Below are 24,708 nucleotides of genomic sequence, written 5' to 3'. Positions count from 1 at the left end.
ATTTTACCAAAAGCTGTGAGCATCGGTAACTTCTTGGGCAATCTAAAGATAACCTAGAATTTTTTCTTACCGAACTATGCGATTAAGGAGCTAACCCTTGATACAACCAAACTCCAGCCTATCAGCAACTAATAGAGAAAATCATCCTTTACGAAATTTACTAATTCGATTTATTCTTGGCGGTACTACCCTTATAGTCAGTATTTCTGCCTATTTCAGCTATCAAGCCACTAGAAATCTGATGCTCAAAGATTTGAGACACAGCGCTTTTTTAGAGGTACAGAGAGGAGGTGGTGAAATTGAAGAGTGGTTACATCTTCGCCAAACGGAGGTACAAACCCTGGCGAATACTTTAACTGTCCGCTCCTTAAACTGGTCTGTAGCAGAACCCTATTTAAAGTCAGAAGTCAAGCGGATCAATGAATTTTTCTTTTTCCAAATAGTCAACCGAGATGGTTCATTTTCTAATACAAAAGTTGGTCGATCCAATAAAAATATCAAGGATCGAGACTTTTTTCAAAAAGCAATTGCCGGAAAGAGCAACATTTCTGACCCTTTCATCAGCCGTTCTACAGGAATTCCTTTAATAGCGATCGCCACCCCAATCTCTTCAAATTCTGCTAGCAGCAGTTCACCGATTGGAGTCTTCCACGGCAATGTGAGAGTCGATCACATTGCAGAGGTTGTTAACTCCCTGCGCTACGGCACAAACAGCTATGCTTTTGCTCTCAATTCCCAAGGACAAGCGATCGTCCACCCTAACTCGGCGTTAATGTCAACCGTAGAAAAACCTGCGCCCAGCCTGCTGAAAATTGGCGATCGCAATTTAAATGCGATCGCTCAAAGGATGGTAAACAAACAACAGGGAATTGAGTTAATGGAAATTGACGGCACTAAACAGTATGTAGCTTATCTGCCGTTGCAAGCTGCTAATTGGTCTGTAGCTTTGGTGATTCCCCGCCAAAATATCGAATCTCGATTGCAATTCCTCGATTTTATTGCCTTAATTGTCGGTGGACTGACACTCACCATGATTACTGTCTTGTGGCAAGTCCAAGCATTTGAACAACGTGAACTGAAAAAATCCAAAGCTGCTGCTGATACAGCCAACCATGCTAAAAGCGAATTTTTAGCTAACATGAGTCATGAACTGCGAACACCTTTAAATGGCATTCTTGGTTGTGCCCAAATTTTACTGCGTTCCCCAGCTTTACCTAAGCAAGAGCAATATCACGTCAATATTATTGAACAATGTGGCTCTCATCTGCTGACTTTAATTAATGACATTTTGGATCTCTCCAAAATTGAAGCGAAAAAGTTAGAACTGCATCCCTATGATGTGCATTTTCCATCCTTTCTTCAAGGAATTGTCGAAATATGCCACATTCGGGCAAAACAAAAGGGCATTTCGTTTATCTATAAACCCCCGATTAACTTGCCTACAGGGATTTATGTCGATGTCAAAAGATTACGTCAAGTCTTATTGAATTTGCTGGGAAATGCCATCAAATTTACAGATGAAGGTCAGGTTACTTTCAATATTGAAGTAATCGATCAACCTCCCAATGATGGGCAGATAATAAAATATCGCCTTCGCTTTACTATAGAAGACACAGGGATTGGTATAACTCCCACAGAATTGAGCCAGATTTTCTTACCATTTGAACAAGTCGGTGAGAAAAAGCGCCAAGCTGAAGGTACAGGGCTGGGTTTAGCTATTACTCGGCAGTTAGTACAAATGATGGGTAGCAATATCCATGTTCAGAGTCAGATCGGTAAGGGGAGTAGCTTTTCGTTTGAGTTAGAGATACCCGAAGCGACTGACTGGGTACAATCTGCGATGACTGCCTCAGAGAAACAAATCATTGGCTTTGAGGGTGGCCCCTACACCATCCTGATGGTTGACGATCGCTGGGAGAATCGCACAGTGATTACAAACTTACTGCAACCACTGGGTTTTAATGTGGTTGAAGCCAGCAACGGTAAGGAAGGTTTAGAAATAGCGATCGCCCTCAAGCCAGACTTAATCATCACAGATTTGCTGATGCCAGAAATGGATGGGTTTGAATTAATTAAACACCTGCGTCACACTCCAGAAATTAAGGATGTATTGATTATCGTTTCTTCAGCTAGTGTCTTTGAAGCCGACCAACATCGCAGTTTGCAAGCTGGAGGTAATGCTTTCTTGAACAAACCCATACAAGTAGATGAATTATTGCATCAACTAGAACAATACTTAAATTTGGTATGGATTTACAAGCAATCTCAGCCTGATGGAGAAACAGCCAAAGAAGCAACGACAGCAACTACTCAATTAACCCCTCCTTCTCACCAGGTGTTGCAAGAACTAACCACTTTAGCCAGTAAAGGTAATTTTAATGCCATTCTCAAGTGGGCCGATCAACTAGAAGAAACAGATACAAAATTTGCACCCTTTGCTAACGAACTACGGCAGCTAGCAAGGCAATTTGATGAAGATTTAATTATAAATTTTTTGACTAAATCTGCGGTAGAAACGGTATGAAAACTATTATTGAAAACCAAAATAATTCTATCAATTATGCTCTTTCTAGGGGAATTATTTTAGTCGTTGACGATAACCCTGCCAATTTACAAGTTTTATCCAGCTTTCTGGATCAGTCTAACTTTGAAGTTTGGGCAGCCCGCAGTGGAGAAAAAGCCCTTCAACGATTAGAAAATGGTGATTTACCTGATTTAATCTTGCTGGATGTAATGATGCCGGGTATAGATGGTTTTGAAACTTGTAAACAGCTAAAAAGCAATCCTCGTGTCCAAGATATTCCAGTCATTTTTATGACAGCCCTTTCAGAAACAGCTGATAAAGTTAAAGGTTTGCAATTGGGAGCCGTAGACTACATTACTAAGCCTTTTCAGCAAGAAGAAGTCTTAGTGCGGATTGAAAATCACCTCAAAATGAGAAATTTGACAAAAACCTTGATTGCTAAAAACACCGAATTACAACAGACTCAAACTCAACTGATTCAAGCAGAAAAGGTAGCAGCTTTAGGTCAAATAACAGCAGGGATTGCCCATGAAGTTAACAATCCTATCAATTTTATATCTGGCAACTTAACTTTTGTTGAAAAATACGTAAAAGAAGTAGTTAGTTTATTGCATCTCTATCAAAAATATCTGCCGGAGCCACCAGATGAACTTCAAACCGCAATTAAAAAAAGCGATCTTGACTTTTTGTTAGATGATTTATTTAAAATTATTAAATCCATGCAACTTGGTACAGATCGCGTTACAGAAATTGTGTCATACTTAAACAACTTCTCGCGTCACAGAGAAGCTGGAAAGAAACTAGCTAACTTGCATGAAGGCTTAGAAAGTACATTACTAATTCTCGGACATCGGTTTAAGAAAAATGCTCATTACCCAGCCATAAAATTAGTTAAAGAATATGGAGATTTGCCACTTATTGAGTGTTTTCCTAGCGAGATAAATCAGGTTTTTATGAATTTAATTTGTAATGCAATCGATGCAATTGAAGAAGCAAATAAAAATAAAAATGTTGATGCAATTTATAGTAATCCTGGGGTGATTAAAATTAAAACTGAGGCAATTGGAGAGCAAGTTATTTTAAGAGTTGCTGACAATGGTTCAGGGATAAAAAACGCAGATACAACAAAAATATTCGATGCTTTTTACACAACAAAACCTGTCGGTAAAGGAACAGGGCTTGGTCTATCTATTGCTTACCAAATTGTAGTTAATAACCATCATGGCAAGCTTACATACGATTCTAAGTCAGGTGAAGGTATAGAGTTTATCATTGAACTACCCATTCGATAAATGAAAATCCTAAACTAAATAAAAGAAATCATCGCTTCTTTGTACAAATACGTTTAGTTAAAGATTTTTGTTAATGACTTTAGAGCTGTAGAGACGCGTTAGCCTGGCGGGGCATTCAAAGCCAGCCCAGTACATTTTCGCATCTCTACTTAAAATTGCTCTATGTAACAAATACATTGATCTAAAAATTGCTGTAACTATCGAATATTCACTTCTTGCAAATAATTTACTTGCTGAAGATATTCAATCTTAGTGTCTGAATTTTTAGAGACAAATGAATTTGTTCTTTTTGCATAAGCTATCTTTTGATTGCCAGTCTGCACGCGTTGCTTTTGAGTATACTCATTCAATTTAACTTGAGCTTGAGCATAAACTAGAGCATCTTGGGGAATATTTCGGAGAAATTTCACAGCCCGATCAAAATCACCGATAGATGCTTTTTTGTAAGCGTTTTGTAAAAAATAAGCTGCTCTGATTTGGCGCTTTCGATTGTACTCAGCCAGCTTTTCTTGAACTAAAGCCCCCGCACGACTTTCTTTAGGAATTTCCCGCAGATATTGTAATGCAGTAGAAAAATCTCGGATCTCGGCACTTTCGTAAGCTTTTGCTAATAAATCTTGTGTCTGGGCTTCAATGTTAATGTATGCTTGCCGAACCAATTTATCTGTTTTAGATTGCCAATAGGAAATATTTGGAATTTGAGAAACAGCATCAAGAACATCTGACCATCGGCTCTCATGAAAAGCTATTTGAGCTATTTGGTATTTTTGTGCAGCAACTTGCCATTGGTCTTGCCATTCTTCAATTGTGGTTTGTGCTTCTGGATAAACATTGCTGTGGGAGGGAATTGATTTAGCAAGTGCGATCGCTTCTTGCAAATCCCCAGCTTGATATTCTTTTTTTGCTTGATATAAAGTATCTGTTTCTGAGTATGCTGGTGCAGTATTAACTAAAGAATATACACCAAATCCCATCAATAAAGAATTAGCTGCTAGTCCGACTTTCATTCCTGTCAATAACGGGGATGATGTGTCAGATGTAAGATTTTGAAAATCATTATCCTCAATCGCAACTTCTTCTAGAAAAAATTCAGAATCTTCCTCTAATATTTCTGGTGGCTGATCCCATGTGATTTGTTTGAGTACCCGCAGTACCTCAGTCGCAGACTGGAAGCGATTTTGAGAATCGTAACGGATCATTTGGCTGAGAACAGCAGCTAGATAATCGTTAACTGGCGTGTTTTGAGAACGCCAAAAAATTTCATTAGTATGAGGATCAACTTTTAATTGTAGTGGTTCTAACCCAGTTAAAGCCTGGATAGCAATCATCCCCAAAGCATAAATATCGCTGTTAGGCTGTGTTTGTCCAATAAATTGCTCTGGTGGTATGTATCCCAATGAGGTGACGGGAATTCTATAAATCGGCAATTCTGCACCTATGCCAAAATCGATAGACTGGATTGAGCCAAAGTCAATCAAAACTAACTTGCCATCGCTATTACGTCTAATCAAGTTTTCTGGTTTGATGTCACAATGGATCACACTTTGAGAGTGAACAAATTCTAGAATACTTAAGACATCTATCAGGAATTTTACAACTTCACTTTCACTCCACAGACACCCCCACTGTTGAGCAATGGGCAATTCCGCAGTCAGCCCATGTCCTTCAATTAGCTCTTGTACTAAATAAAACTGGCTGTTTTCTTCAAAGCAGGCGATAAATTCAGGAATTTGTTGATGGCTTCCCAGAAGCTTGAGGGTTTCAGTTTCAGTTAGAAACATTAACCTCAACATCTCCAAGTAGCCAGGTTCGGAACTGCTAACTTTTATTTGCTTAATAACACATTTAGGATTCTGTGGAAAATCTACGTCTACAGCTATATATGTTTGTCCAAATACCCCTGCACCCAGGCTTTGGACAATTTGGTAACGCTCTTGTAATAATTTACCGATTATGTGGTTGGTCATGACCTGGTTACTCAGTAAGTCCTTATTGTTTAGTTTTTCTGACATTCCCTCCTGTTTCCGGAATGCTTGAAAAATAGATTTACTGAACTTAACTACTTGGATATAACTTGATTTATTACAGTAATTTCACTTAATAAAATCGGATTTTAATTTATCAAAATCTATTAAACTTATTAAATATTAAAATCTTGATATACTTTTAAATAATTAATGAAAAAATTCAAACCTACAAGCTATTTCTCATGTCTTTATAAAGGATTAGATGTAATTTGAAAGCAAAAACATGAAGAATTCATAAAAAATATATGAACTTTGTGTAAACTTTATATACTTTTGTTGGCAATAATAGTTTTTATACTATTATGCTAGCAACAGCATTGTTTGATTTAATACATAATTTACAGTGCTAATAAAACCCTAGTTCAATACTGAATTTTAACTACGTTTAGTTCCTCTGATTGTTGAGCAACTACGTCTTTTTAAAAACAGCGATTGTATAGGGAAATTTTTTGTGAATTTCATCTAAACAGGTTCAACTTTAGAAAGATATCCCATGAAAAATTGTTACAAATTAGCAATGACGGCTGCTATTGTTGGATTTGGATTAGGAACGCTGAACGTAGCGCAAGCAGCAACTGTTAGTTTGAGTAGTTCAAATCAAGGCTGGTGGAGTAAGACCGCTGGTAACAGCAACCAGAACGACAACTATATCACTGGAAATCTCGACGCGACCAATTATGCTAGCTTTTTTACATTCGATCTTAACGATCTAGCTGGAGTCTCTACAGCAACTTTGCAAGTTAAACGGTTTCAAGGTGCAGGAAATCCAACAAAGACTCTAGGTTTTTTTGATGTTTCAACAGCCGCTGATGTACTTGCTGAAAAAGTTAACAATCCTAATGCTGTTATCTATAATGACTTGGTAAGTGGTAAAAATTACGGTACTTTTAATGTCAGCACTTTTGGCAATTCAGACGAAATCCTAAATTTTGTCCTCAACTCGGACGCTATTGCAGATATTAACGCCAGAAGTGGACGATTTTTCTCAGTTGGAGGTGCGCTTTTGGGCGATATTGGAATTGGAGAGCAGTATCTGTTTGGATTTAGTTTTGATTCATCTGCTACGCTTGTGCTAAATACTGATTTAGCTAGTGTTCCAGAACCTGACATTCTTAACGGGGCAGTACTTGTTGGGATTACGGTTTTGTTGTTGAAGCGCAAGGGAAAACCATTCAAAAATGTATAAGTTAATTTAATTTGATACTTATCGAACAAACTATTTTTTCCTAGAAAAATTTGAATGCTTTTGCTTTTTAGCAAGAGCATTTTTGACATTAACTAATAAAGTTAGTAGTTATTAAGATTATTCTTCAATACGCTTGGGTTATGCTTTGCTTAACCCAACAAAGCCACAAAAATATTGGGTTTCGTTCCTCAAACCAACCTACAAAGTTTAAGGTTTTTGGCGCTAAACTAAGCGTATTAGATTATTCTTTGCTTTCTTGTTCCTCGATCGCTTCAGATTTATCTTGTAACGGCTTTACTACCCGTGCAATCGCTTCTTGAATAAAAGCTTTAATAAATTCATCTCGGCGATTAATTTGAAACTGTTTCTGCACAACTTCTGTCATTCCCCCATCACCCCAATCTTGATCGTGACGAAAATATTCAATAAAACTTTTTCCAGCAATTCGCGTTAAATAAGCTGCTGTCACGCCTTGAATCGCCCGACCAATAAGAAAGGTGGCAACATTGAGTTGCAAGGCTGTAGATAATAATTGAATTGCTCCTTTGACAATGCCCAAACTAGCAATAGTTTTCGCTAAAGAAAGGGCTAACTCTCGTCCCCGTTCCATATTCAATTCACAGCCGTAGACTCTGCCAATTTCTACAACCATTTGAGCATTAACAGCAGCTGTAGCCAGCAAATCTACTACTGGTATTGGCGTGACTGACACCACACCAGCACCAATCCATTGAAACCGTTCTACGATTTTGTCAGCTTGACGACGACGCTGACCATCAATGAGTTTTCGCGCCTCGTCTCCCAATCGCAGAGATTGCAAAAGAATGTTATCCGCCACCAAATCTTCACCTTCGGCGCGTAAAACAGCAGCCGTGCGCCGCAGTAAAGGGACAATATCGGGTTCCGGCTGGTAGGTTTCGCCAGTTTCTAGTTGTGCAGATTGGGGATTAGCTGCGATCGCCACTACATCATTAGTAGCAATAAATCCCCGTACCCGTTGACGCAACCTAGCAAGGATGGATTCTTTATCTTCATCTGTATATAAATCGGTTTTGTTGAGAACTAGGAGCGATCGCTTACCAATTTCTGCTAATCCCCGCAACGGCTCATATTCTGAGCGTCGTAAGTCATTATCCACCACAAATAACAGTAAATCTGCTTCTGTTGCCAGTTCTCGCGCCATTTGTTCCCGTTCTGTTCCCGCTACACCCGCTTCTAAAATCCCTGGCGTATCTGTAATTAAAATCTTGCGTTCTAATCCCTTCAACCGCAGACAATAGGTTTCTCCAACCTGGGTTGTACCCATCGGTGCATCCACTTGACCTACCATGCGTCCCATAATCGCATTCACTAGGGAAGTTTTGCCAGCACTCCCCGTACCAAATACCACTACTTGAATTTCACCCCGTGCTAAGTTCGCCTCAATCTCCCGCGATCGACTTAATAAAGCCTGACGTGTGACTTCATCTTGAATTTGCGCTACCTGTTGGCGCACAGCTTGGAGAGTTGTAGAAGCAGCATCAGATTTAGCAGCAGGAATTTGCGCCGCAGTTACTCGCTTGGGGTTGCGGCGCGATCGCTTTTCCCCAGATTGAATTACCAATACATAATAGACAAAAGCCGCTACCAAGGCTCCTATAAGGACAATCAGCAGCAACAGCAGCAAATTGCCAAGCAACGGCGAATAGGACAATTGCCAATAGAGGCGTGATAGGGAATCAATTAGCCATAGGGCTAGTCCCAAAATGACGATCAGACCAACAATTAGCGTTACTATGCGCGACAGAGGCATGGCTGGGAAAGATTAGTGGGTATTTCAGTAGGCAGATGCTTCTGATCTTAATAGTTTCAGTCTTTCTTACCAGAGTAGCAAGAAGCAGCTTTTGCAAAATTTGAACCTTTGAGGGTGAAACTTAAGTGCAATGCTGTGCCCCACAATAAATAATTTTATATGTCAATACGCTTGGGTTCAGCCTTTTTCCTTTTCTCCCCCTGCTCTGTATCTATCAACATCCAGTAAACAGATACTTCTAATCTTCATAGTTTCAGTATTTTTGACCAGGGTAGAAAAAAGTCCCTTTTGATAGACTGAGAGCGCATTTTGGATTAAATGTGTTCCAATACTGCTCGGATAAAGCATTTTTAACTCGGAATTGCGTTTGGGGTAAAGGTTAAAGGTTTTTTCTTTTCCCTTTCCCGTAACCCCATTCCCCAAAATCCGACAAGTATTGCAATGTGTTCTCATTTGCGGCTGGATTTCTTGTCTTTGATGAAAAACCGCTTAGTAAAAAATTCAACAGCGAGTAATACCATGACTGCGATACCTAAATTAAAATACTTTAACTGGGTTCAACAAAGATTCCATCGCCTTAGTATTCGGCAAAAGATTTTTTATGGATACGGTTTGGCTTTGGGAGTTACAGTTTTAGGAACGACAGCAGGGTTGGTAATAGGCGATCGCTATTTTCAACAAGCCAAACAGCAGATTATATTGGTAGACGAAGAAGGAAGCTTGTTAAGTAGTTTGCAAGGCGAACTGTTGGAAATACAGATCCACCAGAAAGAAATACTGCCTTTTTTACAGCAGCCGCAAGCGTTACAAAGGGGAATCTCTAATTTCAAAACCGATCTGGCGGATGCAGAAACGTTGATTTCTCAGGCACAAGAATTTAGTCAAAGCAGTTCCCAAAAGGATTTACAAGCTCTGCTGATAAAGCATAACAGCACAATAGCCGAATATTTTGAACAACTTAGGTCGCTGATTCGGCAAATTTTGCCATTAAGTTCACAGCCAGAGGGAACGTTAAAAGCACAGCAATTAATCTCCAAATTCAGCCAAAGTCAGGATGCTCTAAATTTTTATCAATTTGCCCATGAGTTAACCGACTTTGCCAAAACACTTCAAAAACGCCAAGAGGAAGCTCATATAGCCCAGAATCAGGCTGCACTGATTCAAGCTCAGATTATTCTTGGTAGTATGCTGCTGTCAGTAGCGATCGCTGCTATCCTGGCTTTCTACACCAGTACAATCATTGCTTATCCTATTAGAGCGGTGACAGATATTGCCCAAAGAGTTAGCCAAGAAGCCAATTTTGATTTGCAAGCGCCCGTAATTACTCAAGATGAAGTTGGGGCTTTAACTAATTCCCTTAACCAGCTAATTCGACAGGTAAAGCACCTTTTAGAAGAACAACAAGCTGAGTCCCAAGTACGACTAATTCAAAGTGAAAAAATGTCTAGTTTGGGAAGAATGCTGGCTGGTATTGCCCACGAAATTAATAATCCTGTAAATTTCATTTCTGGCAACCTCGTACACGCAAAAAACTATACTGACGATTTATTAGCATTACTGCAAGTATATAAAGCCGAAGTTTCTCAGCCTTCCACTGCCGTGCAAACTCTCGCAGAAGAAATTGATTTGGAGTTTCTAGAAGTCGATTTGCCAAAACTCTTTAATTCAATGAAAATTGGCGCTGAACGCACGCGAGAAATTGTCCGAAGTTTGAAAGATTTCTCTCGTTTAGACGATGGAGAAGCACAGTTAGTCGACCTACACGCTTGTTTAGATAGTACATTATTGATTCTGAATAATCGCCTGAAAAATGGCATTAACCTTGTTCGCAGCTATGGAGAGATTCCCGCGATTCCAGGTTATACAGGTTTACTTTATCAAGTATTTATGAATCTTCTCAGCAACGCACTTGATGCTTTGGAGCAAAAATCAGCTGAAAATCCCGAATTTCTCCCTGAAATCACTATTATTACAGAATGCTGGGAGAATAATTCGGTGATAGTGCGAATTGCCGACAACGGCCCTGGTATTTCACCAGAAAATCAGAAAAAGATATTTGAAACATTTTTTACCACCAAACCACGAGGCATTGGTACTGGTTTAGGGCTAGCGATCGCATCTCAAATTGTGATAGAAAAACATCAAGGTAAGATTACCTGCCAATCTGAGTTAGATAAAGGTACAGAGTTTGCGTTGGCTCTCCCCACCGCAGGTATCGCTCTGCCAATTTCTCATCCTTGAGTTAGTAGCTTTTCAAAGTTAATTTTTTCATAATAATCAACAGCAAGTAGATGCTTGCGTGTTTAAATCTTTTAGTGGACTGACGAAAGTTTGCCTACACAAACACTTCAAGCCAGTTTTGGCAAGCTTTTTGAGAACAAAGGAGAAATAAATTTATGGGACTTTTCGATCAGATTCTTGGTGCAGTTGCTAATCCCAATCAACAGGGAAGCTTAGGGCAACTGGGAGGAATTATTAACACTGTACAACAATTAAGCCAAAGTACTGGTGCAGACCCTTCTACCATTCAATCAGTCTTGTCAATTGTGGGTGGTCAAGTGCGTTCTGCTTTACAAGACAAGCAAGCCACAGATGGTAATGAAGCCGCACAAAGTTTAGTGAATCAATATGCTGGGACTTCGCCTAACCCCCAAGCCGTCAATTCGCTGTTTTCTCCTCAGATACAACAACAGGTAGCTCAGGTTGCTGCCCAGCGCACTGGATTGGATGCTGGTATAGTTCAACAATTGCTACCTTTAGCAGTACCTTTAGTCCTGAATTTTTTGCAATCAGGTGCAAATGCTCAAAATCCCCAAGCAGGCGGGAATCCTGTACTGAATTCCTTCTTGGATGCTGACGGCGATGGTGATGTCGATATCGCTGATGCTATCCAAATGGCTAGTAGATATATGAGACAGTAAGTTGGCACAATAAAATCAAACTATGTAAATAAAAAGGAACTAGGCTAAAATCCTTATACCTATTGCCTATTTCCTTATCCCAAAGACAATTATTTACGCCCACTTACTTAATACTTTTCCTAATTCCAAACTCCCATTTGCTCAGACATCGGCAATTGGGCCTTGCTAGATATTTAGCTAAGGCATAGGCTGAGAAGATGAGAAATTTGTATGTGAATATAAATCAGACAGTCTATGTCTAAACTTTTTGACTGTATTACAGACGAACTGCAAGACTTTATTGCAGCTCAACACCTTTTCTTTGTTGGCTCTGCACCCTTGAGTCCTACGGGTCATGTTAATCTATCTCCTAAAGGTTTAGGATGCTTTCGTGTTCTCTCTACCAAGCAAGTAGGTTACGTAGACCTTACAGGCAGTGGTAACGAAACCTCAGCCCATTTGCAAGAAAATGGGCGGATAACCTTCATGTTTTGCGCCTTTGAAGAACCTGCGTGTATCCTGCGTCTTTACGGTCAAGGAACCACAATTTTACCGAGTTCTCCAGACTGGGACTCTCTGTATTCTCGGTTTTTACCAATGCCTGGAACTCGCCAAATTATCGTCGCTGATATTGAAAAAGTACAGACTTCTTGTGGTTTTGGCGTACCACTTTATGAATACAAGGGTCAGCGCCAGACTTTAGTAAACTGGGCTAGTAAAAAAGGTGAAGAGGGAGTTCGAGAATATCAACAGAAGAAAAATCTTGTCAGCATTGACGGTTTACCAACACCGCTAAGTAAATTATCCTAAATTTTACAAAAGTGGACTTTAGGGCATGAGTTATGGATTATTCTATTCGTCCATTGACACAGGAAGATGAGCCTTTTCTCTGGCTTATGCTTTATGAAGCAGCGCATCTAGAAAAAGAAGGTAATCTGACATTGCAGGATGCTATAAATAATCCTGATTTGGCAAAATATGTTAAAAATTGGGGATGTAAAGATGATAGCGGCTTTATCGCTCTTCTAGAAACTAGTAATCAGCCAGTAGGATCTGCATGGCTGCGTCTATTGACAGGTGAAAATAAAGGATATGGCTATGTTGACGATCAAACTCCTGAACTAGCTATTGCCATTCTTCCCCAATATAGAAATAAAGGTATAGGAACGCAGTTACTCACACATTTGTTAGCAGCAACCCAAACATCTTATTCATCAATATCACTTAGTATCAGAGCGACAAATCCAGCCTTGAGTTTATATAAAAGGTTTGGCTTTGAAGTCATTCTTGGTAGCGAAATAATCAACCGAGTTGGTAGCATCTCTTTTAAGATGAAAATTGATTTTTGAAATAGTTTTAAAATCCTCCCTTTATTTTGATTTTGCTTTTAGGGAACTCCAAAAAATAAATTATCCAATCTCTGCACTTCACTACGATTTTCCCTCCTCCTGCCCCTGCCCTGAAAGCGATGGAATATTTTTTTATTTGGAAGTCCCTTATGACCGAATGGCACTAAGATAAGCGCAAACCCTTGATTTGATTGGCTTTTGAGTGTGGGGAGTGTGGGGAGCCAGATTTCTTCCCACACCTCCCACACCTCCCACACCTCCCTCAAACAAAGGTTTCAGGTTTTCTTAGTGCCATTCCCTTATGACCCTTTTGGATTAGTGTCACCAGCAATTATTGCTTGAAATAAGTTTCCAAGTAAAGAGAAAAATGCTGAAACTAACACTACCAACATCAAACTAGCAAGGGCAGCAAAGGGAGAAATGATGAATAAGAGTAACAGTGCAAGCATCAAAATCGTTAGTAATGTCTTATTCATCTTTTTTCATCTTCAATAGTTGCTATTCTCAAGTTAACCAACTAATCTATGAACTTAACCACAGTCAATAGAAGGAATTAATCTTAGTCCTCTGGTAAGAATTTGCAAACTAATTGAACGCCAAAGTTTAATTTAGAAATCAAAAATCTAACCACTATAGTTTTGCAGTCATAGCAATTTTTGATTTTTTAGCACAGCAGTTACAAAAAATTCTCTTACACCTTCTCCTTTGCTGCTGGCACAATGCCCAACTTATTTAAACCTGCATCGATTTCTTTAAGTAGTTTAAAATCCTCCTCTGGTAAAGGATAGCTGCTACTGCTGAATAAACCCCCACTAACAGCAGGCTGCTTTTCCAAAAAAGTGAAAGCTTGACGAAACTGATACGCTTGGGCTTTTATCGGTGCATCAAAGTGGCAAGGAATAATCCACTCGAAATCCCAACTTGCAACTTTATCAGCCCAGTCAATAGTTTCCTTCGGTGCGCGGTTGAGAATCAACGTCTGTAAAATTGGTGCAACAAACAACCGCCCATTACCTCGTAGGGCATCAAACGATCGCAGCCAATCTGGATGCCATTGAAAGGGGTACAATCCAAAATAAGCTTTCCTTGAGCGTTCTGGGGCTTTCAAGGCATCTTGCAACACCTTATTCCATTGGGGAATATTTAGGGCGCTTGGTTGAAAGTACAAAGCAAACAGACAGATGCGCCCCCATCCCTTACGGCGATTTACTTGAATGTCTGCAACAATATCAGAAGCACGATCCTTAGCATGGAATAGTAGGGGATATGGATCTAATAAAACGATCGCAGGTGGATCATCTGGGATAGAGAGTACAGAATCTGTTACTAAAAGAGTATGCGATCGCTTATGAAAAAAAGCAACTTCTGCAAACCGACCAGGGCCAAGTTCGATGGGGCCTAGCATTGCATAATCAAACTCGTCAGCAAAGGGTGTTTTGCTACTATCCTCTGGGAGTACCTGAGTCCGTTTTGGGGGTAAACCAAGCCAGCTAAGGGGCAGATTTAGCGGGAAACTCCACTGATGGGGAGCCACAAACACCTGTGCAGTCGGAAAGTATCTGGCGAAGGGGCCGACAAAGACTTTGTGTTCTATACCGGAGATAGTCGGCAGAATAATGTACTTAACATTACCGTGTTCCGCCACCAACTCATTCACAAGCCGGATGCACTCTGGGGTTGGTGCAACAGGTGCATAGATAAGAAGACCTCCAGCTTCGAGTTTAACTACAGTCATGCGAATCGGCACAACAACGTAGAAAATGCCCTGAATCTGGTCAAAACTCCAGATTGTGTCCTTAATAACTTCATTGCGGATTGTCTGCCGCCTGCCATAAGGGTAGAGTGGCAAAACAGGCCATAGTTTCCATGAAAAGTCTTTTGGATTTATCTGTTGTGCATTGACTATGCGTTCATCATCAGCCACTCTGCAACCCCTCCAAATTCCCTGCTCAAATTTTTTTATTTACTATGCCCAAAGTTGGAGTTTAGCAAATTATTGAGATCATCAGATCAATTCTTAATTGTAATTCGTAATATTTTCTGCGTAGTTCCTTCTCGATAAAATTATGAGTAAATATAGAATTTTAAAACCCGATCAAAGTTACACTTTTAGTCAATACTTTTTGTTACCTAATCCAACAATAGATGTAGTAGCTGAGTTTGAGTACAGTTACCAACGCACAGAGCTAAAATTACCAAGATACTTTGCTGAAGTTAGCTATTTAGAATTTTTACAAAATTACTTACAGCGCAATATCAAGCTTTTTAACCCAATGGCTGAGATATCAATCAGAGAATTTATGATTGCTCCTATCCTGGCTGAAATCTGCGACCAGACAAAAGCTCAACTATATAGTGAATATCCAATTAATGTGGATGAAAAGCTCAAAGGGACTTTAGATTATTATTTACATAAATCTAACTCTTTATTGGTGATTGAAGCAAAACAATCAGATATTAGAAGAGGGTTTACACAACTCGCTGTAGAATTAATCGCTTTGGATCAGACTTTAGACGATCAATCATCAATTTTATTTGGTGCAGTGACTAATGGAGATGACTGGAAATTTGGTACACTCAATAGACAACAAAAGCTAATTATAGAAGATATTAAACTTTATCGTGTTCCTGAAGGTTTAGAAGATTTGGTACGAGTACTATTAGGCATCCTTTCATCTGAGGCTTGACTGAAGTTGGAAAAGAATTCCCAGTCTTCAACTGAGAACGAGACAATCTCTAAAAGCTGCATATTTGAGGCAGTGGTGGCTTACACGCTATCTACACCTTAGCAGATGGTAAGCTATTTCACGATCCAGAGTATGGTGATTCACTACTTAACAATGTAGAGTAAGGGAAAAGTTATCTTATAAAAAAATAATTTTGCCTATGTCATTGCAAATCAAAATCAACTACCCAGAGACACTTCCAGATGCTTTACAACAGACACGGGAACAATTTGAAGAAGAGGCTAAATGGGCGATGGCAGTAAAACTATTTGAAATGAAACGCCTATCTTCTGGTATGGCAGCTGCACTAGTAAATACAGATCGAGTTTCTTTTTTGCTTAATTTGCATCATTATGGAGTAGCTATGATTGATTTAACAGAAGATGAACTTCTTACTGATCTAGAGAATGCCTAACACTGAGATAATCGTCATTAATACTGCTCCTCTAATTAGTCTAGTAGCGGCTCTTGGTGATTTAGATGTATTGCAGCTATATACTCAAGTACTAGTTCCTTTTGAAGTTTGTCAGGAATTACTTGCTGGAGGTGCAAGCGGGTTTGCAGTCACAGAATTTGAGGCAGCAACCTGGCTACAAAAGTGGCAAACTCCACTTAATATTTCACCTCTTTTGCTCAACTCATTGGATTTAGGTGAAGCATCTGTAATTCAATTAGCTTTAAATGAAAGTATTAAAACTGTGTGCATTGATGAGACTGTTGGCAGACGGATTGCTAGATTGAGTGGTCTGACGCTCACAGGTTCTATTGGCATTTTGTTGCGTGCCAAAAAGGAAGGATATCCTATGTTAATGCGGCAAGCTATTGAGCGTATGTTAAACAGAGGAATTCGACTCAGTGAAACAGTCATTGCTGTTGCGCTTCAGCAAGCAGGCGAAACAGACTAATTCTATTTCCTTTCGGTGATTCTAAGCAATAATGCTGACTACTATAGCGGTTCTTTTTTCGACGTAATACCCAGTTGGGAATATTCCTATACCCCTACAAATTTTACACTAGTTCGCGCAACTGCCCACGCTACTAAAAACAAAATAGCGATGAGTCATTACATTTTAAAAGCTACTAAGGAAACCGTGCATTTGGGTGGTTTCTCCCATCTATTAGAACCAGCACTCACTATTGATTCTGGTGATACGGTTGATGTGGAAACTTATACTGGTTACTACGTTTACGACAAAGCACCACCTGAATTTGTCACACCAGAATTTCTCGACATCTGCCAAAATCTTTTACCAGAACGCAAAATTGCTGGGGGGCCGCATTTACTCACAGGGCCGATTTATGTACGCGATGCCGAACCAGGGGATGTTTTAGAAGTACAATTAGATGCGATCGCACCTAGTGTACCCGTTGGCTTCAATGCCATTCGTCCAGGGTGGGGAGCTTTACCACATCAGTTTCCTCAATCTGCGTTGAGATTCATTCCTCTAGATTTAGTCAACAATATCGCGGAATTTCCGGCGGGTACTGGCATAAAAATTCCCCTCAAACCGTTTTTTGGAATTCTTGGTGTCGCTACCCCAGAAACCTCTCGAACTTCTGTCCCACCAGGTTCTTACGGTGGTAATATCGACAACCGGGAATTACAAGCTGGTTCTCGTTTATTTTTGCCGATTTTCGTACCAGGTGCATTATTTTCTATTGGTGATGGGCATTCTGCACAGGGAGATGGCGAAGTAAATGTCACCGCCATTGAAACTTCCATGAACGGTAGAATTACCCTCAAACTTCGTAAGGATTTACAACTAACAACACCAATTGCCGAAACTCCAACTCATATCATTACAATGGGGTTTGCTCAAACATTAGATGAAGCTTTAGAGTTGGCTTTAAAAAACATGATTGATTTTCTAGAACGCTTCCTAAATTTGTCGCCAGAAGATGCTTATATCTTGTGTAGTTTAGCTGTTAATTTTCACATTACTCAAGTTGTGAATAGTCCTCAAAAAGGTGTGCATGGAATGTTGCCAAAATCAATTTTGTCCAAAAATATTAATTTATAATTTGTGATAATTTAAATGCTCAGATTCCCAATTGATTTAAGAAGTTGGGAATATTGTGTTTAATCAAGCTTGAGTAATATCTTGGTTAAGCCATCGCCTAACCGCTCAATAGATTCTTGCTGTTTCGGATCTTTTAACGTGCCATCAGGATTAAAAGCTTCGTAAGCTTTGGGTAAGGCTATTTGGTCGGGAAGTACCAAAACTTTGATGTTTCCCAAAATAGAGCGCAAGTGAACCAAACCCCGTAAACCACCAAGAGCGCCTGGGGAAGCGCTCATAATCGTAGCAACCTTGCCTGCAAAAGCAGCTAAGGGTGCTTCATTGGGAGATGGACGGGATGCCCAATCAATGGCGTTCTTCAAAACTGCTGTGAGTGAACTGTTATATTCCGGCGAAGCAATCAGCAATCCTTGATGAGAAATCAGCAAGTCCTTTAAAGTGCGGGCGTTAGCTGGTAGTCCTTCTTGAGCTTCCAAGTCTTCATCATACAGAGGCAAAGGCAAATCGCGGAGGTCTAGATAAGTTACTTCTGCGCCTGCGGACTGAGCGCCAGCCGCCGCAATTTTTACCAATTTTTTGTTGTAAGAATCAATCCGGGTGCTGCCGGCAAAGGCAAGGATTTTAGGTGTGGATGTCATAGTTTTAGGTTGAATGGGAAGGACTAGACACTTCAGCTGCATTATCCTGTTTTCAGGCGATCGCTATTTGCTACCTTTAGATTTTCTTTACAAACCACTCAACTGATGACCGCACTGAACGAATCTAGAAACAATACGGTAGTATCTGAATAACCTAAGTTTTGTTGGGCAAAGGCGGATTTATGTTCCAAGAGATTGCTGCTCAAATTACTTTTACTGACTCATTTCCATATTTGAACCAATGTCACATTTACTAGAAGCTTGGACATTAGCCAAACCTTTATGTGCTTGACATTATGCAGTTTCATATCAGCATATTGTCACTTGTTTAGAACCAAGGGCAAAACAAGAGTTGAGTAATGCTTTGCCCCATTTTCTGTGAGAGCTTTTAAAATGCACAATTGAACTGGTTGAAAAATAATGAGTATCGGCTTAAACTTGGCTTAACTCACCAGAGTAAAGTTCATCAGACAATTCTTTTAATTTTGGTTCAAATACTGTCAAATGTTGCTCCAAAATTGCCAAATTGCGAATATTAGACTTATAGAAAGCATCAAATAAATCACCGACTAAAGGCACAGTACCAACGACTGTTTCCAAACCAACATTAAAAATCATTTTGGCTAAATCTTGACGTGGAATGCCAAAACGGGTAGCTAAAAATATGATGTAAGCTGAAAACGCTGTACTGATTAAATCACCAGCACCTGGAACCAAACCGATAATTGGATCTATTCCAATACGAAAACCTGTTAGAGGGATGCGTATAGATGTATCCATCAGACGGCTGAGTTTGCGGATGCGATTGAGAGTAGCGAGGCGTTTAGCAGCGTCCATAATTTCTGATATTTACACTACTCTTAATTTGCACAATTTCTAATTATTTGTCCTGTACCGTCAGAAAGAAATGTTAAACCTTCGCCCTGTTTTGGAAAATTTTCAAGAATACCAAAAAAGCGGCAAATTCCTGATGTTCTAAAGCATTTTTTCTAAGAACTGCTTGGCGCGATCGCACTGAGGATTTTGGAAAAACTCGCCAGGAGTAGTATCTTCTGCTAGAATTCCCTGATCGAGGAACATAATTCGATTGGCAACAACTCTTGCAAACCCCATTTCATGGGTAACGATCGCCATTGTCATTCCAGATAGCGCTAAAGCTTTCATCACTTCCAGCACATCTTTGACCATTTCGGGATCTAGTGCAGAGGTGGGTTCATCAAACAAAATCATCTCTGGTTCCATTGCTAATGCCCGAGCGATCGCTACTCGCTGTTTTTGTCCACCCGATAGTTTGGATGGGTACACAGACACTTTTGATTCTAAACCTACCTTAGCAAGCAATTCTAAGCCATGTTCTTCTGCTTTTTGCTTGTTTATTCCTTTCACCTTGATGAGTGCGTATGTGACATTTTCCAGCACATTCATGTGGGGAAACAAATTAAAATGTTGAAATACCATCATCAAATGCTGCCGTACTTTAGCGATATTTGTCTTGGGATTAGTAATTTCTTGGTCGTGAAAATAGATTCTTCCTCTGGTGGGTTGTTCTAGCAAGTTCATACATCGCAAAAAGGTAGACTTACCTGAACCAGAAGGGCCTAATATAGCAACCACTTCCCCTTGGTAAAACTCAGTGGAAATATCTTTGAGTACGTCGAGTTTGCCAAAGGATTTAGATAAGAATTCTGTGCGAATTACTACATTATTCACTTTCCCGTAACCTCTTTTCTAAAGCGGATGCAGCCAAAGTCATACCCATTACCAAAACATAGTAGATTAACCCTGCAAATAACAGTGGTTCAAAATAAATATACTTATTTGCACCAACGATTTGGGCGCTGCGTAATATTTCCACCACTCCAATGGTTGACACCAGTGCTGAATCTTTGAGCAATCCAATAGTTTCATTTACCAATGCAGGGAGGATATTCTTCAATGCTTGGGGCAAAATCACATCCCACATCATCAACCAATAGGGAACACCCATAGACATCGCCGCTTCACTTTGTCCTTTATCCACCGCTTGAATCCCACCTCTGATAGTTTCCGACATATAAGCGCCAGAATTTAGGGTAAAAGTTAGTACCCCAGCCTGCAATGCAGAAATGTCATAGCCTGTAAGCTGGGGTGTTGCGTAGTAAACTAATGCCAACTGTAATAACAAAGGTGTGCCTCGAAAAACAGAGGTGTAGGCATTAGCAACCCAGGTAAGCGGCTTGATGCCAAGAATTTTTAATAGAGATAGGATTGTTCCCCAAATTAACCCCAAGGTTACAGATAATAGGGTGAACAACAAAGTTAAAGGAATTCCCCGCAGAATAAAAGGAATGTCGGGAAGAATTCTGGTGAAGTCGAGATTTAATCCGCCTTTGGTAGGAGTTGAAGATGCAGAATTGGCGGCGGTGTTCTCTGAAAACCATTTGGCGACAAGTTTATTCAATGTGCCATTGTCCTTCATTTGTTGAAGGACTTTGTTAAAGGGTTCTACAAAAGAAGAACCTTTAGGAAAAGCGATCGCCGATCCACTTGCTTCCTCTGACGGAATAGTATTAAATTCTAAATCTGGGTTAGCTTGGGCAAATCCTTTAGCGACGGTATCTTCAACAATTGCAGCATCAATTCGCCCAGATTTGATTTCCTGAACTACTTCCGGCACTTTGTTGAGTTGCTTTAGCTGAATACCTGCAACTTTTTTAGCAATTTTCTGAGCATTTTGTTCTTGGATCGTTCCTAGTTGTACCCCAAGCTTTTTTCCTAGTAAATCTTGGGGCTGCTTCAGGTTGCTACCTTTAGGAGCGACAATGGTATCTTTGGCTTCGTAATAAATAATTGAAAAATCAATATTTTTTTGACGTTCTGGAGTCGGAGTCATCCCAGCCATGACAAAATCAGCGCGATTTGCTTGGAGTGCAGGAATTAATCCATTAAAATCCGATTCCATTATTTGAAGCTTAAACCCTAGTTTTTCAGCAAGAGTTTTGGCTATATCTATATCAAAGCCAACGATTTGGCGATCGCCTCCTTTAGTATCATAAAATTCATAAGGAGGATAATCTGGAGAAGTAATCATCGTCAGTGTGTCTTTCCCTAAAGATGAAGCTGCTTTTAGAGAATTACTATGTCCAATGATTATGCTGATTACTGCTACAACTAGTATGGTTGATAGCCATATTTTCTTTTTCTTCATGAATTTGATAATTATATAATTTAAATCCTGCAACTTAAATGCGTAAATTCGTGGGGAATTGAGGGTGAAATTTAAACGCAAAGGGGCGCAGAGGGAAGCGCAGAGATACGCGAAGGATTTTCTATGAATTACTGGAATGTTGGAATTAGGGACTGTCAAATTCTTATTTTGGTCGTTTCGAGTAGCTTAACGCTGGCATAAATAGCATCAATATAAGGTGTGGAAATTTGAGTAAGTTTTCCCAATTCTGCCACTGCGCCAACAATAGCATCTATCTCCGTAGCGCGTCCGGCTTCAATATCTTGTAGCATTGAGGTTTTGTGGGCACCCACATTTTCTGCGCCATTAATTCGCTGTTCTAAAGTGATGCCAAACTTTATACCTAAATTTTCTGCGATCGCTTGAGTTTCACTCATCATTTGCCGCGCTAGTTCACGGGTGAGGGGATAGCGGCAAATATCCTCCAAAGTGGCACCAGTTAAAGCACTGATGGGATTAAACGCCACATTCCCCCACAACTTAATCCAAATTTCTGTGCGAATCTGATTGCGGATTGGTGCTTTGAATCCTGCCTGTTTTAAAGCCTGTGCCAATAACTGGATGCGATCGCTTTTACTACCGTCGATTTCACCGAGAGTAAAGCGATCGCCTTCAATATGTTTAATTACACCCGGTTCAATTATCTCTGTTGCTGGGTAGACCACACAACCAATAGCGCGTTCAGCACCAATACTAGCTTCAATAATCCCATCTGGATCGACAGATTGAATCCGCGTACCTTCATACTCACCGCCATGTTGACGAAAGTACCACCAAGGAACGCCATTTTGGGCTGTCACTACCATTGTGTGAGGATTGTAGAGTGCAGGGAGAAGAGGTGCGATCGCAGGCACACTGTGAGCCTTGACAGTGAGAATTACTACATCCTGTGGCCCCGCTTCCTGAATATCGCTAGTTGCCAAAGCCGGAGTAGCAATTTGGCTAGAACCGTCTGCCATGAGCAACTTCAGCCCATTTTTTTGAATCGCCTCTAAATGGGAACCACGTGCTATTAGCGTCACTGCTTCACCTGCAAGTGCCAGTTTCGCCCCTAAATATCCGCCGATTGCACCTGCGCCAACAATACAGATTTTCATTTTGTTTAGGGATAGTTAGCAAATAATTAACTACTTATTTACCCTCAAACAGGTAGGCTTTGCATTGCTTTCAGTAAATCTTGATGAACAGATTTTGAGGCAGCTATTATCAATCCGGGCAGACTATAGTTTTGACAAGTATGCAATGGCGGTAAAGTCGAACCGTCCAGAGTCGTTACAATCCAACCAGCCTCTCTCGCAATAAAAGCAAGTGCAGCAACATCAATAAACTTACCCGCTTTGATCACTGCTCCACTCAAGTCACCACTGAGAATACCATTAAGATTAGGAATTTGAATATCACTAGAGTAATCATTCGCTATATCAATTACTTCATATCGATCTTTTAGTAAATGTGCGATCGAATTAATTGCCCATCCCAACAAAATAGCAGGTTTGGCAGATGTTATATGTAATGGGGCACAGGCTTCTAGGCTCATGTCCAGAGTCCCTTTAAAAGCACCTTCACCTCGAAGGGCATAAAAATAAATGTTTTGGGCAGGAGAAATGGCAATTACGGCTTCAAAGTCATCTGAATTTAGAATACTGAGAATAATTTGGTAATTAGAATGTCCATCCATGTAAAACTTTGTACCATCAATTGGGTCGAGTGTGACTAAGTAATCACCTTCTGAACCGAGTTCGGTAGCACGAAAATACTTGGTGTTGTTAGAACTTGCATACTCTTCTCCATAAAAGCGAATATCTGGAAAAGTCCCCAGTAATACTACTTCTACTAGATTTTGAATAGCCACATCCGCATCAGTAAGTGCAGCACTAAAAAAGTTGTTTCCTTCTCCTTTGGCGGGAAGTGCAGCAATTTTTGGTTGAAGAAAATGGGCATAAGCTGCTGCTACTTTCAGATGGGGGAGTAAAGTCTCCAAAATTAGTCGAGTAGTTGGTGTTGTGGACATTGCAGCAAACTCCTTTCAGAAATAATCTACCGTTGGCAGAGCGATAGAATTCTATATCTAGACAAAATTACGGTATCATTGTGGTGCAATGATACCATAATCTTTACCAATCTACCGGACGTTCAAGGAACTACGGCACTGGTTGCAGAAACTGCTAGTTAATGCCTATAAATGTAAAAGCTGTTGCTGCTTCAGCAGGATTTGTAGAATTGGGGTGGCTGTTTTTTATCTAACTTCTGAAAATAACTCCAAAAGCTTCCGCTAACTTCTACTGAATTAGAAAAAGATGCGACTGATGATGTTCTAAATGCAACATTAACCAGTTTCTAATTATCTGAAATGGGTACAAGAATTATTAAATGCTATTGGCAAAGTCGTATTTACCCCCACGTTCAAGAGCGCGTTTGTAAGCAGGCCGCGCATGGATGCGCTCGATAAATTGCTTAATTTTTGGTCGGCTAGAGATGAGTTCGGCTTCCATAGCGACTATTTCCAAAGGAAAGCTCATTTGGATATCGGCGGCGGTGAATTCTTCGCTTACAAACCATGTACTCTTACCAAGTTCACCTTCTATATAGTCAAAGTGAAGCTTAATCTGGGGTGCGATAAATCCTTCGTTTACGCTGTCTCCTATACCAAAACGGTTAAAGACGAGATTCATTACCAGAGGTGGCATTGCAGAGCCTTCGGCATAATGCAGCCAATAAGTGTAGCGCAGACGCTCTGGCGTACCAGATGGCGGGATTAGCTGACCATTTCCGTAGCGGTCGACGATGTATTCAATGATAGCGCCCGACTCAGCAACAGTATTTTCTGCATCTGTGATTACTGGTGACTTGCCGAGGGGATGGACTTCACGCAGGGATGCTGGTGCCAGCATCGTCTTCTGGTCGCGTTCGTAGAACTTAATTTCATAATCGATCCCTAATTCTTCAAGCAGCCATAGCACGCGCTGCGATCGCGAGTTGTTAAGATGATGGACAACGATCATAATAGCTACTTTTTTACAATGGAGT

22 protein-coding genes are annotated in these 24,708 nt (G+C 40.2%); 11 read left to right on the top strand and 11 right to left on the bottom strand.

Features of this window, described 5'->3' with window-relative positions; translation table 11 throughout:
- Positions 1 to 100 precede the first annotated feature (100 nt).
- A complete protein-coding gene (locus V7K69_RS13600; protein ID WP_442936141.1) occupies positions 101 to 2,524 on the top strand; it encodes an ATP-binding protein in 2,424 nt (807 codons plus the stop codon).
- Complete coding sequence (locus tag V7K69_RS13595) at positions 2,521 to 3,816, top strand: hybrid sensor histidine kinase/response regulator (RefSeq protein WP_335035094.1); 1,296 nt, start codon at positions 2,521 to 2,523, stop codon at positions 3,814 to 3,816. Before V7K69_RS13600 ends, V7K69_RS13595 begins: the two co-directional genes overlap by 4 nt.
- Positions 3,817 to 4,013: 197 nt before the next feature.
- Here V7K69_RS13595 and V7K69_RS13590 read toward each other — a convergent pair whose 3' ends face one another.
- A complete protein-coding gene (locus V7K69_RS13590) occupies positions 4,014 to 5,783 on the bottom strand; it encodes a serine/threonine-protein kinase (protein ID WP_335035089.1) in 1,770 nt (589 codons plus the stop codon).
- Positions 5,784 to 6,336: 553 nt separating this feature from the next.
- On the opposite strand from V7K69_RS13590, the gene V7K69_RS13585 reads away from it, so the two are divergent.
- A complete protein-coding gene (locus tag V7K69_RS13585; protein WP_335035087.1) occupies positions 6,337 to 7,029 on the top strand; it encodes a hypothetical protein in 693 nt (230 codons plus the stop codon).
- A 241-nt stretch (positions 7,030 to 7,270) separates the two neighbouring features.
- Here the strand turns inward: V7K69_RS13585 and V7K69_RS13580 are convergent, their stop codons facing one another.
- Complete coding sequence (locus V7K69_RS13580; protein WP_335035085.1) at positions 7,271 to 8,821, bottom strand: YcjF family protein; 1,551 nt, start codon at positions 8,819 to 8,821, stop codon at positions 7,271 to 7,273.
- A gap of 519 nt (positions 8,822 to 9,340) precedes the next feature.
- On the opposite strand from V7K69_RS13580, the gene V7K69_RS13575 reads away from it, so the two are divergent.
- The 4 genes from V7K69_RS13575 (at position 9,341) to V7K69_RS13560 (ending at position 13,070) form a co-directional block, all read left to right on the top strand.
- A complete protein-coding gene (locus V7K69_RS13575; RefSeq protein ID WP_335035083.1) occupies positions 9,341 to 11,062 on the top strand; it encodes a sensor histidine kinase in 1,722 nt (573 codons plus the stop codon).
- A gap of 155 nt (positions 11,063 to 11,217) precedes the next feature.
- Positions 11,218 to 11,742, top strand: coding sequence for a DUF937 domain-containing protein (locus V7K69_RS13570; protein WP_012412549.1), 525 nt, complete (start codon positions 11,218 to 11,220; stop codon positions 11,740 to 11,742).
- 234 nt (positions 11,743 to 11,976) lie between these two features.
- A complete protein-coding gene (locus V7K69_RS13565) occupies positions 11,977 to 12,531 on the top strand; it encodes a pyridoxamine 5'-phosphate oxidase family protein (RefSeq protein WP_335035080.1) in 555 nt (184 codons plus the stop codon).
- Between the two features lie 32 nt (positions 12,532 to 12,563).
- On the top strand, positions 12,564 to 13,070 hold the full coding sequence (locus V7K69_RS13560; protein WP_335035078.1) for a GNAT family N-acetyltransferase: 507 nt from the start codon (positions 12,564 to 12,566) through the stop codon (positions 13,068 to 13,070).
- Between the two features lie 299 nt (positions 13,071 to 13,369).
- On the opposite strand, the gene V7K69_RS13555 is transcribed toward V7K69_RS13560, so the two are convergent.
- Both V7K69_RS13555 and V7K69_RS13550 read right to left on the bottom strand, forming a co-directional pair.
- Complete coding sequence (locus V7K69_RS13555; protein WP_179072574.1) at positions 13,370 to 13,546, bottom strand: hypothetical protein; 177 nt, start codon at positions 13,544 to 13,546, stop codon at positions 13,370 to 13,372.
- Positions 13,547 to 13,761: 215 nt separating this feature from the next.
- Positions 13,762 to 14,994 carry a DUF4336 domain-containing protein gene (locus tag V7K69_RS13550; protein WP_335035076.1) on the bottom strand — a complete coding sequence of 411 codons (1,233 nt, stop codon included), beginning with the start codon at positions 14,992 to 14,994 and terminating at the stop codon, positions 13,762 to 13,764.
- Positions 14,995 to 15,136: 142 nt separating this feature from the next.
- Here V7K69_RS13550 and V7K69_RS13545 point away from each other — a divergent pair, with 142 nt between their 5' ends.
- From V7K69_RS13545 to V7K69_RS13530, 4 genes are all read left to right on the top strand, one after another.
- Positions 15,137 to 15,757: a hypothetical protein gene (locus V7K69_RS13545; RefSeq protein ID WP_335035073.1), complete on the top strand. Its 621-nt coding sequence runs from the start codon at positions 15,137 to 15,139 to the stop codon at positions 15,755 to 15,757.
- A 199-nt stretch (positions 15,758 to 15,956) separates the two neighbouring features.
- Positions 15,957 to 16,211 carry a UPF0175 family protein gene (locus V7K69_RS13540; RefSeq protein WP_335035071.1) on the top strand — a complete coding sequence of 85 codons (255 nt, stop codon included), beginning with the start codon at positions 15,957 to 15,959 and terminating at the stop codon, positions 16,209 to 16,211.
- Positions 16,204 to 16,701, top strand: coding sequence for a DUF3368 domain-containing protein (locus tag V7K69_RS13535; RefSeq protein WP_335035069.1), 498 nt, complete (start codon positions 16,204 to 16,206; stop codon positions 16,699 to 16,701). The genes V7K69_RS13540 and V7K69_RS13535 overlap by 8 nt, the downstream gene beginning before the upstream one ends.
- A gap of 150 nt (positions 16,702 to 16,851) precedes the next feature.
- Positions 16,852 to 17,817: an acetamidase/formamidase family protein gene (locus tag V7K69_RS13530; RefSeq protein WP_335035067.1), complete on the top strand. Its 966-nt coding sequence runs from the start codon at positions 16,852 to 16,854 to the stop codon at positions 17,815 to 17,817.
- 59 nt (positions 17,818 to 17,876) lie between these two features.
- On the opposite strand, the gene V7K69_RS13525 is transcribed toward V7K69_RS13530, so the two are convergent.
- From V7K69_RS13525 to V7K69_RS13495, 7 genes are all read right to left on the bottom strand, one after another.
- Positions 17,877 to 18,455: an NADPH-dependent FMN reductase gene (locus V7K69_RS13525; protein ID WP_335035065.1), complete on the bottom strand. Its 579-nt coding sequence runs from the start codon at positions 18,453 to 18,455 to the stop codon at positions 17,877 to 17,879.
- A gap of 432 nt (positions 18,456 to 18,887) precedes the next feature.
- Complete coding sequence (locus V7K69_RS13520; protein ID WP_335035063.1) at positions 18,888 to 19,292, bottom strand: DUF4112 domain-containing protein; 405 nt, start codon at positions 19,290 to 19,292, stop codon at positions 18,888 to 18,890.
- Positions 19,293 to 19,430: 138 nt separating this feature from the next.
- Complete coding sequence (locus tag V7K69_RS13515) at positions 19,431 to 20,165, bottom strand: amino acid ABC transporter ATP-binding protein (RefSeq protein WP_335035061.1); 735 nt, start codon at positions 20,163 to 20,165, stop codon at positions 19,431 to 19,433.
- Positions 20,158 to 21,642 (bottom strand): ABC transporter permease subunit, encoded by a 1,485-nt coding sequence (locus tag V7K69_RS13510; protein WP_335035059.1) that lies wholly within the window; start codon positions 21,640 to 21,642, stop codon positions 20,158 to 20,160. The genes V7K69_RS13515 and V7K69_RS13510 overlap by 8 nt, the downstream gene beginning before the upstream one ends.
- A 155-nt stretch (positions 21,643 to 21,797) precedes the next feature.
- Positions 21,798 to 22,778, bottom strand: coding sequence for a 2-dehydropantoate 2-reductase (locus tag V7K69_RS13505; RefSeq protein WP_335035057.1), 981 nt, complete (start codon positions 22,776 to 22,778; stop codon positions 21,798 to 21,800).
- A 44-nt stretch (positions 22,779 to 22,822) separates the two neighbouring features.
- Positions 22,823 to 23,692 (bottom strand): inositol monophosphatase family protein, encoded by an 870-nt coding sequence (locus V7K69_RS13500; RefSeq protein WP_335035055.1) that lies wholly within the window; start codon positions 23,690 to 23,692, stop codon positions 22,823 to 22,825.
- 355 nt (positions 23,693 to 24,047) lie between these two features.
- Positions 24,048 to 24,683 (bottom strand): glutathione S-transferase family protein, encoded by a 636-nt coding sequence (locus V7K69_RS13495; RefSeq protein ID WP_335035053.1) that lies wholly within the window; start codon positions 24,681 to 24,683, stop codon positions 24,048 to 24,050.
- Between the last annotated feature and the right edge of the window lie 25 nt (positions 24,684 to 24,708).

It is taken from the genome of Nostoc sp., from assembly GCF_036917775.1.
In the GTDB taxonomy this organism is placed as follows: Bacteria; Cyanobacteriota; Cyanobacteriia; order Cyanobacteriales; family Nostocaceae; genus Nostoc.
Note: the sequence above shows the minus strand (reverse complement) of the source record. Positions and strands in the feature narration are given on the sequence as shown.

Bases quoted from the DNA above. Each gene is read 5' to 3' on its own strand.
- V7K69_RS13595 (WP_335035094.1), top strand. From the start codon at position 2,521: ATGAAAACTATTATTGAAAACCAAAATAATTCTATCAATTATGCTCTT.
- V7K69_RS13590 (WP_335035089.1), bottom strand. From the start codon at position 5,783: ATGACCAACCACATAATCGGTAAATTATTACAAGAGCGTTACCAAATT.
- V7K69_RS13585 (WP_335035087.1), top strand. From the start codon at position 6,337: ATGAAAAATTGTTACAAATTAGCAATGACGGCTGCTATTGTTGGATTT.
- V7K69_RS13580 (WP_335035085.1), bottom strand. From the start codon at position 8,821: ATGCCTCTGTCGCGCATAGTAACGCTAATTGTTGGTCTGATCGTCATT.
- V7K69_RS13575 (WP_335035083.1), top strand. From the start codon at position 9,341: ATGACTGCGATACCTAAATTAAAATACTTTAACTGGGTTCAACAAAGA.
- V7K69_RS13570 (WP_012412549.1), top strand. From the start codon at position 11,218: ATGGGACTTTTCGATCAGATTCTTGGTGCAGTTGCTAATCCCAATCAA.
- V7K69_RS13565 (WP_335035080.1), top strand. From the start codon at position 11,977: ATGTCTAAACTTTTTGACTGTATTACAGACGAACTGCAAGACTTTATT.
- V7K69_RS13560 (WP_335035078.1), top strand. From the start codon at position 12,564: ATGGATTATTCTATTCGTCCATTGACACAGGAAGATGAGCCTTTTCTC.
- V7K69_RS13555 (WP_179072574.1), bottom strand. From the start codon at position 13,546: ATGAATAAGACATTACTAACGATTTTGATGCTTGCACTGTTACTCTTA.
- V7K69_RS13545 (WP_335035073.1), top strand. From the start codon at position 15,137: ATGAGTAAATATAGAATTTTAAAACCCGATCAAAGTTACACTTTTAGT.
- V7K69_RS13540 (WP_335035071.1), top strand. From the start codon at position 15,957: ATGTCATTGCAAATCAAAATCAACTACCCAGAGACACTTCCAGATGCT.
- V7K69_RS13535 (WP_335035069.1), top strand. From the start codon at position 16,204: ATGCCTAACACTGAGATAATCGTCATTAATACTGCTCCTCTAATTAGT.
- V7K69_RS13530 (WP_335035067.1), top strand. From the start codon at position 16,852: ATGAGTCATTACATTTTAAAAGCTACTAAGGAAACCGTGCATTTGGGT.
- V7K69_RS13525 (WP_335035065.1), bottom strand. From the start codon at position 18,455: ATGACATCCACACCTAAAATCCTTGCCTTTGCCGGCAGCACCCGGATT.
- V7K69_RS13520 (WP_335035063.1), bottom strand. From the start codon at position 19,292: ATGGACGCTGCTAAACGCCTCGCTACTCTCAATCGCATCCGCAAACTC.
- V7K69_RS13510 (WP_335035059.1), bottom strand. From the start codon at position 21,642: ATGAAGAAAAAGAAAATATGGCTATCAACCATACTAGTTGTAGCAGTA.
- V7K69_RS13505 (WP_335035057.1), bottom strand. From the start codon at position 22,778: ATGAAAATCTGTATTGTTGGCGCAGGTGCAATCGGCGGATATTTAGGG.
- V7K69_RS13500 (WP_335035055.1), bottom strand. From the start codon at position 23,692: ATGTCCACAACACCAACTACTCGACTAATTTTGGAGACTTTACTCCCC.
- V7K69_RS13495 (WP_335035053.1), bottom strand. From the start codon at position 24,683: ATGATCGTTGTCCATCATCTTAACAACTCGCGATCGCAGCGCGTGCTA.